The sequence below is a fragment of the Terribacillus halophilus genome (assembly GCF_900162685.1).
GTDB lineage: Bacteria > Bacillota > Bacilli > Bacillales > Amphibacillaceae > Terribacillus > Terribacillus halophilus_A.
In genome coordinates, this window is the sequence record NZ_LT727828.1 from 196,586 (window position 1) to 212,854 (window position 16,269).

Here is a 16,269-nt window from a genome sequence, read left to right on the forward strand (position 1 = left end):
ACTGCTAACTAGATTAAATAAATGAAGAAGGGTATATTCCTTCCTTCCAATTCCAACTTTCAAGGAGGAACAGTATATGAGTGAAACATATGATATTGTCATCGTAGGAGGCGGGAGTGCTGGTTCTGTACTCGGCGGCCGTTTAAGTGAAGATGGGACGAAAAGTGTACTTGTTTTAGAGGCAGGGCGCAGTGACTATGCATGGGATTTATTGATTCAAATGCCGGCAGCATTGCCATTCCCAGCGGGTAAAAGCCTTTATGATTGGAAATACGAATCTGATCCTGAACCATACATGAATGGACGCCGAATTAAGCATGCACGAGGAAAACTGCTTGGCGGCTCAAGTTCCATTAACGGAATGATTTATCAGCGCGGAAATCCGATGGACTATGAACGCTGGGGTGCGGATGAAGGAATGGAAACATGGAACTTTGCGCATTGTCTTCCTTATTTCAAACGCTTAGAAAACGCTTTAGGATCACCAAATGATGATCTTCGCGGCCATGACGGACCAATCAAATTAGAACGCGGACCAGCGACGAATCCGCTATTCCAAGCATTCTTTAATGCAGGTGTAGAAGCCGGTTATTCAAGAACCCCTGATGTAAACGGTTTTCGTCAGGAAGGATTCGGGCCGTTTGATAAGCATGTATACAAAGGACGCCGTCTATCAGCTTCACGTGCTTACCTGCATCCGGCAATGAAGCGTGAAAACTTAATAGTAAGAACACGTGCTTTTGTGAAGCATATTGATTTTGACGGTAAAAAAGCGACAGGATTAACATATGAGCGAAATGGAAAGACACATCAAGTAAAAGCTGGCGAGGTTATTCTCTCAGGCGGTGCTATTAATACGCCGCAGCTGCTTCAACTGTCAGGCGTTGGAGATGCTGAACATCTTCGCTCACTTGGTATTAAGCCAGTAGCGCATCTTCCGGGTGTAGGAGAGAATCTTCAGGATCACTTGGAAGTCTATATCCAACATGCATGTCCGCTTCCTGTATCCGAACAGCCTAGTTTAAATAAAGCACGCATGCCTTGGATTGGTTTGCAATGGCTGCTTGGGCGTACAGGCCCGGCTGCGACTAACCATTTCGAAGGCGGAGGGTTCGTTCGTTCCAATGAAGATGTTGACTATCCGAATTTGATGTATCACTTCCTTCCATTGGCGGTACGGTATGATGGCCAAAAAGCACCAACAGATCATGGTTTCCAAGTGCATGTAGGGCCAATGTACTCTGATGCTCGAGGATCATTGAAGATCCGCTCAAAAAATCCAAAAGAGTATCCAAGCATGGTCTACAATTATCTTTCTACGGAACAGGACAGACGAGAGTGGGTAGAAGCGATACGAGTGACCCGTAGGATTATGTCTCAACCAGCAATGAAGCGTTACAATGCAGCAGAACTGTCACCAGGTCCTTCTGTTCAGACAGACGAAGAAATTTTAGATTGGGTAAAAGAAGATGCAGAAACAGCTCTTCATCCATCTTGTACAGCTAAAATGGGGCCTGCTTCAGATCCAATGGCTGTTGTTGATCCGAAAACGATGAAAGTACACGGACTGGAAAATCTGCGAGTAGTTGATGCATCGGCTATGCCTTATGTTACAAACGGCAATATCCATGCACCGGTATTAATGCTGGCAGAAAAGGCAGCCGATCTTATCCTTGGCCGTAAGCCGCTGGATCCGATTGATGCCGATTTCTATCGCCATGGCGTCCATCCAGCTGATGCGGGAACAGTAACCCAATAACAATATGCTTAAGAAGGTCTCTTTCAGATGTAATTGCTTAAAAGCAATGCATCTAGATAGAGTGCCTTCTTTTTCTATGGAGAAAACAGTGTATTCTCTTTCCATCCATAATGTACAAATGCTAGATTGGTGTTATCGGGTAAAGAAAGGAGGTATTCATTATCGCTCCAGGAGTGCTGCCAATATTTATAGTTGCTGGCCTGATAGAATTCGTCAGTATTTTATTGTTTGTATTTCTACGAGACAGCGGCATGAAAATGGGTTCTGTTCTTCTCATCTTCATACCGTTAACCTTATTGTCGACGGTTTTATTTCTTGTAGGGATAAGAAGGAATAATCATTACCGAGGGTAAGTGTGCCGAATCTCATAAAACCTATCACTTAGCTTCTCAAAATATGGATAGGCGAGCAGTTTGCAGCCATGATTTACATATAAGCAGATGTGGTAAAGGTACTGAGTGAAATCAGTACCTTTTTTGTTCATAGATATGCTATAGTTTACTGTACCGTCTGGACGGTTAGGGGTGAAGATGTGAATACAAAGGAAAAAATATTAGATGCTACGGCTGAACTTATATTGGAAGAAGGCGTGAGTAACGTCACATTAGCGAAAATTGCCAAGAAGACAGCTATCAGCAAGGGTGGTCTGTTATATCACTACCATACAAAGGAAGCACTGTTTCAGGAACTTAATTTCGCGGCGATTCGTGAATTTGAAGAAGCAATGGCTCGTCATCTTGCAGAGCAGCCGAATGGCAAGGGAGCTTTTACCAGAGCGTATGCGCTGGCGACATTAGAAGATATTAAGAGAGAAGGTACCCCTCGCAGCACAGCACTTATTTCCATCTTTAGTGATTATCCGGAAATCATGGCAGTTTGGCAGGAAGGTTATACCAGATGGCAGCAGCGGTTTGAACAAGACGGCTTAACGTGGGAAGCTGCTGCCACCATTCGCTTTGTCTGTGATGGACTTTGGTTTAACGAAGTGGCTGGTACGATGCGTGTATCTGATTTTGCAGCCGACTTATTACACAAGCTGCTTGTGCGTATAGATAAAGAAGAGGAGTGAGGATGTGGGCTATCTATTTTTAGCAGCTTCTATTCTTTTTGAGGTATTAAGCTCGACGATGCTGAAATTATCGAACGGTTTTAAGCACATAATTCCTATAGTTATATTAGTTGCAGGATATGGCGTCAGCTTCTATGCACTATCCAAAACGCTGCAAGTATTGCCGCTAGGTATCGTCTATGCGACCTGGAGCGGTGTGGGGACCATACTGACAGTGATAATTGGTGTGCTGCTCTTCAAAGAAAGAATTAATAAAAAAGGTATTTTAGGGATTGCTGTATTACTTGCAGGCCTTGTATTAATGAACTTATCTAAATAAGGAGGAAGGAAAATGAGGGCAGCTTTATACTTAGCAGCAGCAATCGTATTAGAGACAATTGCTTCATCCATGCTGAAGGTGTCAGATGGATTTTCTGTTTTACTTCCATCCATCATTGTCGTCATTGGATATCTTGGAGCATTCGTCCTCCTATCGCTTACATTGAAGTCCATGTCCTTGTCCACAGCTTATGCGACATGGTCTGGTGCAGGTACAGCTTTAACAGCTATGATTGGCGTCACAATCTTCGGGGAAGCTGTGTCTCTAATGAAGTTTGGCGGACTGCTGCTTGTTATCATCGGGTTGGTGCTTTTAAATACACAACATAAAGCAGAAAAGGAAAAGGGATCTTCTGCTTCCCAATAAAAGAGGTACTGCGTAGGCGCAGTACCTCTTATTTTTTCAACAGTAAATACAGAAAATAGGGAGCGCCGATAAAGGCTACGATAATTCCAGCCGGCAGCCCGTCTGCCGTTGTAATATTACGGCCAATTGTATCGGCTAACAATAGCAGCCAACCGCCGATTAGGGCAGCAACCGGAATCACGAGCTGGTGTCTAGCTCCGACAAGCGCCCGGGCAAGATGCGGTGCCATCAAACCAACAAAGCTAATACCGCCCGCAACCGATACAGCGGCGGCAGCAATTGCCACAGCGGCTACCAATAGAATAATACGGTCTCGATTAAGCTGCACACCAATCCCAACACCGACTTCTTCGCTGAGAGCTAACACATTCAGGCGATTGGCCATATAAAGCGTGAGCGGCAAAATAATAACAATCCACGGAAGCAAAGCCAGGATAAAGGGCCAATCCGTTCCCCAAATATTCCCTGCTAGCCACTGCGCAATAAAATCAACTTTTGTTTGCTCGGCTGAAGAAATCAACACAATCATCGCACCAGATAACGCCATGGAGAAGCCCACTCCAACTAATACGAGGCGAACCGGCTGCAAGCCATGGCGCTTGCTGTAAGAGAACAGGTAAATGAGGATAGCTGTAACAAATGCACTTGCAAAACCAACAATTGGCAGAGCATAAGCAAAGCTTCCCGCATCAATTGGCATGAACAAGAAGAATAGCGCAATACCTAGTCCAGCTCCGGCATTAATACCGATAATACCAGGGTCAGCCAAATCATTCCTCGTAATCCCCTGAAGGATGGTTCCGGCAATAGCTAAGGCCATTCCCGCTAGCAAAGTAATAACAATACGCGGAAGCCGCACGTCAAATAACACAAATGACTCTGGAAAAGTTCCGTTACCTACTATTGTCGGCAGCAAGCGCGAATAAGAAAGGGAAGCCGGACCGAGCCCCATGCCGATGATAATAGTAAGAATAATTAGAGCGGTCAGAGCAATCATCACAATAGCTTGTCTGCTTTTCTTTGCTGTTTTCATGAGTAAGCTCGACCTCCTCGATGCACGATGAATAAAAAGAACGGCAAACCGAGTGCTGCTACAATTGCCACAAGTGGTGTCTCAAATGGTGCATTGATTGTTCGCGCCGCTGTATCAGCGAGAAGCATGAAAGTCCCGCCGGCAAAAAAGGATAGCGGTAAAATGTAGCGGTAATCCGTTCCAGCAAAGAAGCGAACAATATGCGGAATCATCAAGCCAATGAAGGTCATGTTTCCAACTAAAGCAACAGATGCTCCAGCTAGCAAGATGGTCACCAGAAATAACAAAGCTTTAATAACAAAGGTTTTCTGTCCAAGGCCAACTGCCACTTCATCACTTAAGCTGAGCAATGTCAGCTGATGGGAAAGAAATAGGGAAAGAATAGTGCCTGCTAACAGAATAGGAATGACAAGCTGCAGCTGCGTCCAATTCACACCGACTAAACCGCCAGCAGTCCAGGCAGATACTTGCTTAGAGAGCTCGAAGCTCAAGCCAATCGCTTCGGAGACAGCATATAACAATGCCGAAACGGCTGCCCCCGCTAAGACCACTTTTACTGGAGATAGTCCGCCAAGGCGGAGAGAACCAATGCCAAAGACGAGTCCTGCTCCAATTGCTGCACCGATAAAGCAAGCAATAATGATAACAACGTAGTTTGCACCTGGAATAAACGCCATAGCTGCTGCCAATGCTGCGTTGGCACCAGCTGTCAAACCAAGCAGGCCGGGATCTGCTAACGGGTTACGTGTTAAGCCTTGCATAATCGCTCCTGCAACAGCTAAAGCAGCTCCGACAAAGAAAGCACCTACTTCCCGTGGCAGTCTATTTTCTCGAATAATCAGCATATCTTCATTTGTAGGACTGCTGAATAGTGCTCCCCAAACATCACGTAAAGAAACATCTGCAGCGCCGAACGATAAAGCCACAAAGAATGCCGCAAGTGATAATAAAACACCAGCAATAAGTTTTAATGGAAATGATATGTTCTTCATCAGCCACGCATCTTTCTATGTAAGATAAGGTAAAAAAGCTTCCTATTATTCTAGGAAGCTATCATTAATAATAAAGATTCAACTAGTGAGCCCGTGGAATGGAGTCATTAGTCTGAAGTTTAAGTAGGGCTTCAATTTTGATAACGATATTTTAAGAATCGAAATATTCAGTCCAAACGATCCACCAATAAGAATACGCGATGCTAGTCTTGCTGGTCAATCCGTAGATTTGTAATTTTTCTTTCTTTTGACGCCTTTAAACGGCTACTTTCATTATGTATCCATTTCTACATTATATTAAGGGGGGGGTGCCCTGTTAGGGGGACAGGGCACTAAGGCAATACGATGAGAATGAGAATGATTATCAATCTCGCTTAACTCCATCATAAGGGCTGAAAAAGTGGATGTCAACATTGATTTTCAGAAAACTTTGCGATATATTAGAATGAGAATGATTATCACTATCGGATGGAGGAGGAATTAGTGTGCAGGAAGAGTGGCTGTATGATGTTACAATCATTGGTGGAGGTCCGGCGGGATTATATTCTGCTTTTTATAGTGGGTTAAGGCAAATGAAAACAAAAATTATTGAGTTTCAGCCTTATCTTGGCGGCAAGCTGCATGTGTATCCGGAAAAAATGGTCTGGGATGTAGGCGGAATGCCACCGCTTCCAGCAGGAAAGCTAATTGATCAGCTCACAGAACAAGCGCTGACCTTTGATCCTGAAGTGGTAGTGAACGAGAAGGTAACAAGCATTAAACGAAATGACGATGGCATCTTTGAACTGCATGCAGCAAGCGGAGTGAAGCATTACTCCAAGGCAATTATCGTTGCTGTTGGCGGAGGTATCCTCAATCCGCAAAAGCTATCCATTGAAGGCTGTGAAAAGTTCGAGGTAGCGAATCTCAACTATACGGTAAAAGATATGCAGCGATTCAAGGACAAAACTGTCATTATTTCTGGCGGCGGAAACTCAGCTGTTGATTGGGCAAATGAGTTGGAGTCGGTTGCTAAAAAGGTTTATGTGACGTATCGAAATGAAGCATTAAAAGGGCATGAAGCATCTGTAGAGCGCCTCATGTGCGGCGGTGCTAAGTGTTTCCTTTGCACCTCCATTACGAAGCTGGTAGCTTGTCCGAACCAGCATAATATTGAACGTGTTGAGCTGACAAATCACGAAACGAACGAAATTATGCAGCTGCCAATCGATGAAGTCATTGTGAACCACGGCTATGAGCATGATATGAATCTGATTGAAAATAGTGAAGTAGATATTACGCTGCTTGATAACTATTATATCGCAGGAACACCATGCGGCGAGTCGTCCGTTCCAGGATTGTTTGCGGCAGGAGATATTCTGAAACACGACGGCAAGGTCAACCTGATTGCCGGCTGTTTCCAAGATGCAGCAAACGCGGTTAATAAAGCGAAACAGTATGTGGAACCTACAGCAGAAAAGATCGGAATGGTTTCATCTCACAATGTATTATTCCAGCAGCGAAACCGCGAGCTATCGAAGAAGTTAGTATAAAACGGTTAAATCACATATCAGAATTACAAGACCAGAAGGGTACTTAATATTCCTTCTGGCTTTTTTTGTGTAAAAAAACGCTATTTAGGAACCCAACTAACTCCAAACGACTAACCGAAAGAAGCAGAAGCATACGAATTGTGTGAACATGTTCAGAAATTGTACAGGCTAGAAACATATAGTAGGTAGAAACAGAATTCTATGCATGAAAGGTTGGAAGAGATGATTCGTATCTTGATAGTTGATAACAATGGCGTTCTCGGTCAAGGAATCCAAGAAATTTTAAATGGTGAAATAGATATGGAAGTTGTCGGTATCTCTAATTACGTTGACGAAATCGTGCAACTGATTACAGAGAAAAATCCACAGGTAATGTTAGTAGATACGAATAAACTTAGCTTGCATGCATTTACTACGATTGAATACATAAAATATCGATTTCCAGATATCAAAATTGTCTTTATGCTTCCTGAGATTAATCGGAATATCCTCTTGAAGGGTTGGCAATTAGGAACTTCTAGTTTCCTCTTATACGAATCAGATCCAGCCTACTTTATAGACAGCATCCGCAATATCTTTAGAGAAGAACTGGTCTTGTCAGGTAAGTTGGCAAGATTCCTTTTGGATGAGGTATATAGGGATGAAAGGAACAACGGTATATTCGGATATACAAATCATTTAGAAGATGTAATTAACTGATAAAGGCTAATGAAAACATTAGAAGTAAAGACGCTTAGCTAGCGCAATGAACTGGCATATTATAAGAAACCCTAGGCTGATATAATAGTCTAGGGTTTCTTAACTTCTAATCTATAAGTTGTTAACTTTCTTCAGAATAGCTCCAGTAACATCGTCCGTTCCATACTTCCCGCCAAGATCAGGCGTCAAAATTCCTGCTGCAGTCACTTCCTCGATAATATCCAGCAGCTTCTCACCGAGTTCTTCCTCACCAAAATGATCCAGCATAAGTTTTGCTGTCCATATCTGACCGAGCGGATTGGCAATGCCTTTTCCAACAATATCGGGTGCAGAGCCGTGTACAGGCTCAAACATGGATGGGTATTTACCGTTCACATTGATATTGGCGGCAGGCGCAATACCAATACTGCCCATAATAGCGGCGCCAATATCTGTGAGAACATCCCCAAATAAATTACTCGCAACAATCACATCAAAGCGCTGCGGCTGGGTGACAAAGAAGGCAGCGAGAGCATCGATATGCTGGCTGTCTGTGTTAATGGCCGGATAATCCTGACTAACAGATTGAAAGACTTCATCCCAGAATGGCATCGAATGGACAATACCATTTGACTTTGTAGCACTCGTTACATGTTTCTGACGCTTGGCAGCCAAGTTAAAAGCATAGCGCATCGCTCTTTCTGTGCCTCGTCTCGAGAATACAGCGTTTTGAATAGCCACTTCATCTTCTCCGCGGAATATTCTCCCGCCCACTTCACTGTATTCTCCCTCGCTGTTCTCTCGTACAACTAATAAATCGAAGTCGTTTGGGTTGGCAAGTGGAGATGTAATCCCTCTCAGCAGCTTAGCGGGTCGAACATTAATGACCTGCTCGAATTCACGACGTATTTTAATCAGCATACCCCAAAGCGATATATGATCCGGAACGAGTTTCTGGTTTCCGACAGCACCAAGAAAGATAGCATCGGCATCCCGCAGGCGGTCCAATGCATCGTCTGGCATCATTTTTTCATGTTCTAGGTAATATTCACAGCTCCAAGGGTAAGCCGTGAAATCAAATTGCAATCCGCCATGTACCTCGGCAACCGCTTTCAAAACTGTCTGTGCAGCAGGAACAACTTCCTTGCCGACACCGTCTCCTGGTAAACTGGCAATCTTCAGCTTTTTCATACGTCTCCTCCTTGTTTTGAATCAGTAATTGTTTCCCTTTTTTCTTCATGAAACTCATCCTGTGAAACAGAAGTAATTTAATCAAAGGGTCTATAAATGTTATCTGGTACTGCTTTTTGACAAAGCGGTTTATACATACTGAGACCAATTAACAGGATGACACCAAAGATGAATCCAATTATAAGTTACAATAAAACAAACATATGATGCGCCTCTGAAAAGGCTTACTGTTATCTTACCTGAGTGGTGAAAGAATTAAAAATGAAAGCATATTGGCTTGGACAGGTGGAACGGGAACGATCAGAGAAGAAGCTTTTTACTAATTTAAGAAAGGATAAGAAGGGGCATGAATGCTGTTATCGGGTCTTGATTTAAGATGATTCTCTACAATTGTACTTAACAAAAATCCCAGTAAGCAGATGCTTACCGGGATTTTTCCATACTTATAATAGAAACAGTGTGATGATTGCTATCAATAAACAATAGATAGCGAAATAAATCAATTTCCCTTTCTTCATCACGTCGATGAACCATTTCAAAGCAAAATAGCTTGCTACAAGTGAGGCGATAAATGCTAGAGAATAGGCAATTAGCATGTCACTTGAGAAATCTTGTTTTAGCATATCTGGAAGCTCCAGGACACTTGCACCTAAGCTTACAGGTATATAAAGCAAGAAAGAGAACATAAGGGCAGTGTCCCGTTTTAATCCTATCAGCATAGCAGTTACTACTGTAGCTCCTGAACGGCTTACACCAGGAATTAAGGCAACAGCTTGCCCAAGGCCGACAAGCAGCGCTTCTTTCCAAGTCATTGCATGTCTGTTCTTCGTGCCTTTTAGGTTCCGGATGAAGAATAGCGAGAAAGCTGTAAACAAAAGAGCAATACCTACAGTGAAAGTACTTTTTAGATGCTCTCCAATAAAGTCATTAAATAATAGACCTAAAAGAGCCGCAGGAATTGTACCAATAATAAGATAGATAACCAATTTAAAGTCATCTTTTGTTGATTCTTCTCTTTTACTTATGTAGCTAATAGTAGATGTAAATAACCGAACGATATCCTTCCGATAAACTAGTATGACAGCTAGAAGGGAAGCTGTATTAACAACTACTTCAAAACTTAAGTCCTCAACTCCCAGTTTGAATAAATCCTGCGCAATTATCAAATGCCCGCTTGAGCTAATTGGGATGGGTTCTGATATTCCTTGAATAAGGCCTAAAATAAAATACTTCCCGAGTAAAATCCAAAGATCCATGATTTGTTTCCTCTCTTAACGTTTCCGACTTTCTTTCTACTTGCATACCTTATAGAATTGTTGATTACTTGTCAATCTTCTACTAGAAATATAGCGATAGTGTTGACAAAATGTCAACACTATCGCTATGATGATGGAAGCCTAATTTTGTTAGGTTGACGTTTTAAAATTGGAGATGCTTGATGTGTTAGAAAAAGTGAAGAATATAGACAAAACCTATCTGTTTTTTATTATATGTATTTGTGTATTTGGACTAATTATGGTGTATAGCGCTAGTTATCCACTAGCGTCTGCTAAGTATAATGCCTCTTCGTATTTCTTTCACAAACAAAGAATGTCCTTAATCATTGGACTCTTCGCTATGACAATTGGGTTCTTTCTCCCCTACAATCTATACCGTAAATGGAGCCCAGTTCTCGTCTTAGGCTCTGTACTAATGTTAATACTTGTGCTTACACCGTGGTTTGGAGAGATGCGAAATAGTTCGCAGCGCTGGCTGCAGATTGGACCTATTGTCCTTCAGCCAGCAGAGCTTGTTAAGCTTACAATTGTCATATATTTTGCATCTATTTTTGGCAAGAGAGGAAAGACGTTATCTAGCTTTAAGAAGGACGTATTACCCCCGCTATTGGTGTTAGGCGTGGTATTCCTGCTCATCATTTTGCAACCTGATTTAGGCACCGCTACTTCCATAGCGCTTCCATGTGTTTTTATTATGCTTTGTGCGGGGATAAAAAAACGCCATATACTTGCGATCGTTACGTTGAGTGTTAGCGGTGTGGTTTATTTAGCTGTATCTGCTCCATATCGGTTGGCGCGTGTTCTATCCTTTCGCGACCCATTTAATGATCCAGATGGGAAAGGATATCAGCTTATCAATGGATACGAGGCAATCTCATCAGGTGGTGTACTTGGAAGAGGAATAGGAGAAGGAGTCCAGAAGCTTGGTTTCCTTCCTGAAGCACACACAGATTTTATTATGGCTGTCGTACTTGAAGAGTTAGGTATTCTAGGGCTGGGCGTTGTTTTTTTTCTGTATCTTGGACTTCTCTTTAAAGGTGTGTCCATTGCTTTGCGAGCAAGAGACTCTTTCGCTACCTTGCTTTCCATTGGACTTTTGTTTCAGATAATGGTGCAAGCAGTTTTTAATTTAGGTGCCGTTTCGGGGCTTTTACCTATAACAGGGATCCCATTACCTTTTATTAGTTATGGTGGTTCTTCTCTTATCGTAAATCTATTTTCGATGGGAATTATCTTGCAAGTATCATGTAATTCAAAACATATCAGAATGTATAGGATAGAAAGCAGGCGTTAATTGTGCTTGGCAAAAAATTAAGACTACATGAATTAGATAAAATGATTCTTATTTTATTAAGTATTCTATGCGGTTTGAGTATTTTATTTATATTCAGTACACAATCCAGCTGGCACTTTGGTGCACAGAACTTTGCACTAAAGCAAGGCATCAATTATATTATTGGTTTTATCTTACTGTTTTTGTTTCGATTTCTAGACTTAAATCAGCTTCGTGCGCTGGCATGGCCATTTTACTTTTTTACAGCACTATCATTAGTTGTCCTTTCTATTGCTCCGGAATCAATAGCTCCTAATATACTTGGTGCGAATAGATGGTTTAGCATCCCCCTCTTAGGATCCATCCAGCCATCTGAGTTTTTCCGAATTGCAGTGATTTTAATAGTAGCAAAATTAATTTTTGAGCATAAAGAGAAGCATTTGAGTCAGTCAATACAGGGAGATTTCCTACTATTTGGTAAGATTTTACTTGTGACTTTAATACCTAGTTTACTCGTCTACCAGCAGCCTGATACAGGGATGGTCATGCTGTACTTGTTTGCGATATTAGCAATGTTAGGGATGGTTAAGCTTCATAAAGCTGTTGTTACACTAGGGATATTAATTCCAATGCTGCTTGTCAGTACACTTGTGTTTTTGTTTCTGGTAAAACCAGAACTAATTTACGATGACATTATCCCGAAACTCAAACCTCATCAGCAGGAACGTATTATTGGCTGGCTGGATCCCAGTGGTAACAGCAACGAGTCATTTCAAAGCAGCAGATCCGTTCTAGCTGTTGGTACAGGTGGTCTGACAGGAAAAGGGATAGAAGCAGGAGATGTGTATGTACCCGAAAAACATACAGATTTTATCTTTGCATCCATTGCGGAAGAAGGCGGGTTTATAACCGGATCCGTTGTTATCTTGCTGTTCTTTCTTTTAATTGTGAGGATTATAGAGATAGGTATAAAATCAAATGATGCATATGGTGCCTATATCTGTGCAGGATTGGCTTTAAGCCTGACGATTCAAATCGTCCAGAATATTGGAATGGTTGAAGGTATGCTGCCAGTTAAAGGTATTGCACTTCCCTTCCTGACATACGGAGGCAGTTCCTTATTTTCAAATATGATTATGTTAGGAATGGTTATGTCAGTTCGGAATACATATAGTCACCAGTTTTTTGGTAGTGGCAAAGTGTCCTGACAAAAGTTTGCGAGTATATAGATAAACTGTAAGAAGTATAAATTAGAACTACCCCCATAGGCTGAGACAAGTAAAAAACACCTTCAAGGATAAAAGCAGATGGTTGTTATCCGAAAAAATACTTGGAGGTTTTTTATGGGGACAAGAGTGAGCTATCCAGTGGAAATAAAACAGAAGGCAGCATGTCCCGGAAAGAACCGCCATTGATAATCCATCGAATCGTTTCATTGCTCCCTAAAGTCTGAAACATTCCATCTCAAGAGCATAGTTTGAACTACGGGTCTGCTATCGTAGAGCGTACTGCCGAAATATACATTTATTAAAGTAATAACATTCGTATTCAAACGAAACTAAACAACCAATCACCGATATAATATCGGCAATTGGCTGTTTGAAGGTGTATGGATCCCTGTCTCAAAAACGTGGTTCAGTTCCGAGATTACAGGTCTTTACGTTATTGTGCTAAGTAACCGCCATCTACTACAAGCGTTTCGCCAGTTACAAAGTCATTTTCTGTTAAGAATACAATTGCATGGGCGATTTCATCCGCTTTACCTAGGCGTCCGATTGGATGTTTTGCTACAAGAGAGTCGTAGAAATCACCTAGTGCTTCTTTATTCATCATACCAGATTCTACGAAACCTGGGTTTATAGCGTTTACGCGAATACCTTTGTCAGCATATTCCACTGCTAAAGATTTAGTTAGTGTATTGGCTGCGCCCTTGCTAGCGTTATAAGCAAATGCGCCAGGCTGAGCTACAAATCCTAAGATGGAAGAGGTGTTGATAATTACACCGCTGCCAGTTTTTAGCATGTTTTTTATAGCGTACTTAGATGCTAAGAACATACCGTCCTGGTTCACCGCAATGACTTTGCGATAATCTTCATAGGACAGCTCATCAGTCGGTCCCATTTCATTACCAATGCCAGCATTGTTAACAAGAATATCAACTTGACCATAATGTGAGATTGTTTGATCGATTAAGCTCTTAATTGATTCTTCGTCCGCGGCGTTGAACTCGATAAACAGTGCATCAGCACCAGATTGTTTCAGTTTATCTGTTTCTTTTTGACCAGCTTCCGCATTGAAATCTGCAATAACTACTTTTGCACCTTTTTTTGCATATGCTTCTGCTGTTGCCAGTCCGATTCCGGATGCCGCTCCTGTTACAATTGCTACTTTTCCCTCGATTGCTGTCATAAATACCGCCTCCAATGTAATGGGTAATTTGTACTTCAATTTAATAATGAACTTTATTTTTAGACTTATCAAATTTTAAGACTTAAAAGTAGATAACCATCATTTTCTGTACTTATACACAACTGCTTCATAAGGTCTTAAAATATTATTATTATCCACATGTGGATAATTCCTAACCATACATTGCTTTTTATCCCAATCTTCCACACACTCTTTGGGGATATCGTACAATGCCTCTTTATCGGTCATGTTTAGCAGGATAACCCATTCTTCATTACCCAATCGGCGAATGTAGCCGAATAGCTGATCATGATCATTTAGAATAATATCTAATTCACCGTAGACCATGATGGGGTTCTTTTTTCGCATTTGAATAAGCTTCCGATAAAATTGCAATACAGAATCGGAATTATCTATACCTGCCTGAACATTAATTTCACTGTAATTCGGATTAACTGGCAGCCATGGATCTCCACCTGTAAAACCTGCGTGAGCGGAGGTATTCCATTGCATTGGTGTTCTGGCGTGATCCCGGGTTTTCTTTTTAATCCTTTCCATAATCATAGTCTTCGATGCACCTTGCTCTGTTACTTTGAGGTTATAGTAGCTGCGGGCTTCTTGTTCCTCTATGGAATCAATCGAGTCAAAGTGAGGATAATTCGTCATCCCCAACTCTTCCCCTTGAAAGATAAATGGCGTACCGCGCAATGTATGCAGCAAAGTCGCCAGCAGCTTTGCTGAAGGTATACGATACTTGCCATCATCTGCAAATGTAGAAACCATTCTTGGAGCATCGTGATGACTCAAATATAAGCCGAACCAGCCTTCGTTGTCACCGACGTCTTTTTGCCATTTGCGCAGTACTTCACGGAAATCGTGAACAGACCACGTTTTAGTTTTATATTTATCCTTTTCTTGATTAGCAAGCTCAGCTGCCTCACTGGATAAGACCATATCTAATTCTTCTCGGTCGGGCTTCGTATAGTTAAGTACATCATGATCATGAACAGCAGAAGTTTCCCCAGCGGTGAAAAATTCAAAATCCTGTTTCAGTTCACTTATCATCTCATGCAGATAATCATGAACATAGGGACCATTTTTAAAATATTCTTCGCCTTTGGCTTGCAGCTTATCCTTATTTGAATCAGGAAATCGGCGATCTTTAGAAATAACATTCACCGCATCAATGCGGAAACCGTCTATACCTTTTTCGAGCCAGAAACGCATAACTGCATACATTTCTCGACGTACCATAGGGTTGTCCCAATTTAAATCCGGTTGCTTGTCACTATATAAGTGTAAGTAGTACTCTTCTGTTTGCTCATTCCAAGTCCAAGCAGAGTGACCGAGATGGGAAGTCCAATTAGATGGCGGACTGCCGTCAGACTTTGCTTGCTGCCATATATAATAATCATGGTACGGGTTATCTTTGGATGTTTTAGCTTGCTGGAACCATTCGTGTTCTTGGGAGGTATGATTGGGAATAAAGTCTAGAACTAGTTTGATGTTGCGCTGGTGAAAAGCAGTCAATACAGAATGAAAGTCTTCCATTGTTCCGTACTCGGGCTGAATTGCACGATAATCCTTCACGTCATAGCCATGGTCAATGTTAGGGGAAGCATAGATTGGCGGCAGCCAGACGGCATCAATCCCCAGATAATCGAGGTAATCTATTTTTTCTAAGATTCCTCCTAAGTCGCCAATCCCATCGCCGTTACTATCTTTAAAACTGCGCGTATACAATTCGTAAATAATGCTTTCCTTCCAATACGTTCTCTCCATTTCATCACCTATCTTCCAGTGCTTTTGCAGGACTATTCCCTTCCTTCCGTAAAAGCATGCAAATAAAAAACCGCTTTGCTAAACAGCAAAGCGGGTCAGTTTCGGATTTTCTTGAAGATAAGAATACATGCGGCTGCTGCAAGTCCTGCCGCAACATATGGAGAGATTTCTACCTTTACTTTAATAGAAAGTTTCATTAGTTTTACCTCCAGCTAAAGTCGGTCACATTTCTCTCAAGAGCTTATTGCTCGGATTGCTCTTTTATTGGTTCGGATTCTTTCTTTTTTACTCGGTGATAAAGCAGAATACCTGCTAAGCCATAAATGAGACCGAGTGCAGCAAAAGCAATACCTAAGTAAAATTTATCACTAGCCCAAATCATAATTCCTATTCCTGCAAGGATACAGATTGTGCCGAGGAAAATAATATAAAGGGCGTTTTTCTTTAACATAAAACAGCCTCCTAAACACGGTTAAACTTATACTATTATAACAGAAAGGAGGCGTCTTTTTCGGCATTATCTAGGAATGTCTTTCGCTTTCCGATAAAATGGAAAGCAATAGAATTCGGGAGACGCTGTACATCATGC

Annotated in this window: 15 protein-coding genes; 8 read left to right on the plus strand and 7 right to left on the minus strand. The window is 41.8% G+C overall.

The window, feature by feature from the left end; translation table 11 throughout:
• Positions 1 to 76: 76 nt before the first annotated feature.
• From betA to B1K52_RS05810, 4 genes are all read left to right on the plus strand, one after another.
• The gene (gene betA / locus B1K52_RS05795; RefSeq protein WP_077306266.1) at positions 77 to 1,759 is read left to right on the plus strand and encodes a choline dehydrogenase; all 1,683 of its coding nucleotides are present in this window, start codon (positions 77 to 79) and stop codon (positions 1,757 to 1,759) included.
• Positions 1,760 to 2,291: 532 nt separating this feature from the next.
• Positions 2,292 to 2,828: a TetR/AcrR family transcriptional regulator gene (locus B1K52_RS05800; protein ID WP_179106478.1), complete on the plus strand. Its 537-nt coding sequence runs from the start codon at positions 2,292 to 2,294 to the stop codon at positions 2,826 to 2,828.
• Positions 2,829 to 2,832: 4 nt separating this feature from the next.
• A complete protein-coding gene (locus tag B1K52_RS05805; RefSeq protein WP_077306270.1) occupies positions 2,833 to 3,147 on the plus strand; it encodes a DMT family transporter in 315 nt (104 codons plus the stop codon).
• A gap of 12 nt (positions 3,148 to 3,159) precedes the next feature.
• A complete protein-coding gene (locus tag B1K52_RS05810; RefSeq protein ID WP_077306272.1) occupies positions 3,160 to 3,513 on the plus strand; it encodes a DMT family transporter in 354 nt (117 codons plus the stop codon).
• A 28-nt stretch (positions 3,514 to 3,541) separates the two neighbouring features.
• Here the strand turns inward: B1K52_RS05810 and B1K52_RS05815 are convergent, their stop codons facing one another.
• Positions 3,542 to 4,546, minus strand: coding sequence for a FecCD family ABC transporter permease (locus B1K52_RS05815; RefSeq protein WP_077306274.1), 1,005 nt, complete (start codon positions 4,544 to 4,546; stop codon positions 3,542 to 3,544).
• The gene (locus tag B1K52_RS05820; protein ID WP_077306276.1) at positions 4,543 to 5,538 is read right to left on the minus strand and encodes a FecCD family ABC transporter permease; all 996 of its coding nucleotides are present in this window, start codon (positions 5,536 to 5,538) and stop codon (positions 4,543 to 4,545) included. Before B1K52_RS05820 ends, B1K52_RS05815 begins: the two co-directional genes overlap by 4 nt.
• Positions 5,539 to 6,023: 485 nt before the next feature.
• On the opposite strand from B1K52_RS05820, the gene B1K52_RS05825 reads away from it, so the two are divergent.
• Together B1K52_RS05825 and B1K52_RS05830 are read left to right on the plus strand one after the other, a co-directional pair.
• On the plus strand, positions 6,024 to 7,070 hold the full coding sequence (locus tag B1K52_RS05825; RefSeq protein ID WP_077306278.1) for an NAD(P)/FAD-dependent oxidoreductase: 1,047 nt from the start codon (positions 6,024 to 6,026) through the stop codon (positions 7,068 to 7,070).
• Positions 7,071 to 7,271: 201 nt separating this feature from the next.
• On the plus strand, positions 7,272 to 7,769 hold the full coding sequence (locus B1K52_RS05830) for a response regulator (RefSeq protein ID WP_077306280.1): 498 nt from the start codon (positions 7,272 to 7,274) through the stop codon (positions 7,767 to 7,769).
• Positions 7,770 to 7,880: 111 nt separating this feature from the next.
• Here the strand turns inward: B1K52_RS05830 and B1K52_RS05835 are convergent, their stop codons facing one another.
• Both B1K52_RS05835 and uppP read right to left on the minus strand, forming a co-directional pair.
• Complete coding sequence (locus tag B1K52_RS05835; protein WP_077306282.1) at positions 7,881 to 8,939, minus strand: tartrate dehydrogenase; 1,059 nt, start codon at positions 8,937 to 8,939, stop codon at positions 7,881 to 7,883.
• A gap of 443 nt (positions 8,940 to 9,382) precedes the next feature.
• Entirely contained in the window at positions 9,383 to 10,195 is an 813-nt protein-coding gene (gene uppP / locus B1K52_RS05840; RefSeq protein ID WP_077306284.1) for an undecaprenyl-diphosphatase UppP, read from the minus strand.
• A 175-nt stretch (positions 10,196 to 10,370) separates the two neighbouring features.
• On the opposite strand from uppP, the gene ftsW reads away from it, so the two are divergent.
• Together ftsW and B1K52_RS05850 are read left to right on the plus strand one after the other, a co-directional pair.
• Positions 10,371 to 11,510 (plus strand): putative lipid II flippase FtsW, encoded by a 1,140-nt coding sequence (gene ftsW / locus B1K52_RS05845; protein WP_077310512.1) that lies wholly within the window; start codon positions 10,371 to 10,373, stop codon positions 11,508 to 11,510.
• Positions 11,511 to 11,551: 41 nt separating this feature from the next.
• Entirely contained in the window at positions 11,552 to 12,697 is a 1,146-nt protein-coding gene (locus tag B1K52_RS05850; RefSeq protein ID WP_077310513.1) for an FtsW/RodA/SpoVE family cell cycle protein, read from the plus strand.
• Between the two features lie 454 nt (positions 12,698 to 13,151).
• Here B1K52_RS05850 and B1K52_RS05855 read toward each other — a convergent pair whose 3' ends face one another.
• The 3 genes from B1K52_RS05855 to B1K52_RS05865 all read right to left on the minus strand — a co-directional run bounded on the left by B1K52_RS05855 (position 13,152) and on the right by B1K52_RS05865 (position 16,131).
• Positions 13,152 to 13,898, minus strand: a complete 747-nt coding sequence (locus B1K52_RS05855; protein WP_077306286.1) for an SDR family NAD(P)-dependent oxidoreductase — start codon at positions 13,896 to 13,898, stop codon at positions 13,152 to 13,154.
• Positions 13,899 to 13,997: 99 nt separating this feature from the next.
• Positions 13,998 to 15,680: an alpha-glucosidase gene (locus B1K52_RS05860; protein WP_077306288.1), complete on the minus strand. Its 1,683-nt coding sequence runs from the start codon at positions 15,678 to 15,680 to the stop codon at positions 13,998 to 14,000.
• 241 nt (positions 15,681 to 15,921) lie between these two features.
• On the minus strand, positions 15,922 to 16,131 hold the full coding sequence (locus B1K52_RS05865; protein ID WP_077306290.1) for a TRADD-N-associated membrane domain-containing protein: 210 nt from the start codon (positions 16,129 to 16,131) through the stop codon (positions 15,922 to 15,924).
• Between the last annotated feature and the right edge of the window lie 138 nt (positions 16,132 to 16,269).

What these genes read in the sequence shown, in the direction of transcription:
- B1K52_RS05850 (WP_077310513.1), top strand. Translation starts at nt 11,552, where the DNA reads ATGATTCTTATTTTATTAAGTATTCTATGCGGTTTGAGTATTTTATTT.
- uppP (WP_077306284.1), bottom strand. Translation starts at nt 10,195, where the DNA reads ATGGATCTTTGGATTTTACTCGGGAAGTATTTTATTTTAGGCCTTATT.
- B1K52_RS05810 (WP_077306272.1), top strand. Translation starts at nt 3,160, where the DNA reads ATGAGGGCAGCTTTATACTTAGCAGCAGCAATCGTATTAGAGACAATT.
- B1K52_RS05815 (WP_077306274.1), bottom strand. Translation starts at nt 4,546, where the DNA reads ATGAAAACAGCAAAGAAAAGCAGACAAGCTATTGTGATGATTGCTCTG.
- B1K52_RS05835 (WP_077306282.1), bottom strand. Translation starts at nt 8,939, where the DNA reads ATGAAAAAGCTGAAGATTGCCAGTTTACCAGGAGACGGTGTCGGCAAG.
- B1K52_RS05820 (WP_077306276.1), bottom strand. Translation starts at nt 5,538, where the DNA reads ATGAAGAACATATCATTTCCATTAAAACTTATTGCTGGTGTTTTATTA.
- B1K52_RS05865 (WP_077306290.1), bottom strand. Translation starts at nt 16,131, where the DNA reads ATGTTAAAGAAAAACGCCCTTTATATTATTTTCCTCGGCACAATCTGT.
- B1K52_RS05860 (WP_077306288.1), bottom strand. Translation starts at nt 15,680, where the DNA reads ATGGAGAGAACGTATTGGAAGGAAAGCATTATTTACGAATTGTATACG.
- B1K52_RS05830 (WP_077306280.1), top strand. Translation starts at nt 7,272, where the DNA reads ATGCATGAAAGGTTGGAAGAGATGATTCGTATCTTGATAGTTGATAAC.
- betA (WP_077306266.1), top strand. Translation starts at nt 77, where the DNA reads ATGAGTGAAACATATGATATTGTCATCGTAGGAGGCGGGAGTGCTGGT.
- B1K52_RS05855 (WP_077306286.1), bottom strand. Translation starts at nt 13,898, where the DNA reads ATGACAGCAATCGAGGGAAAAGTAGCAATTGTAACAGGAGCGGCATCC.
- ftsW (WP_077310512.1), top strand. Translation starts at nt 10,371, where the DNA reads ATGCTTGATGTGTTAGAAAAAGTGAAGAATATAGACAAAACCTATCTG.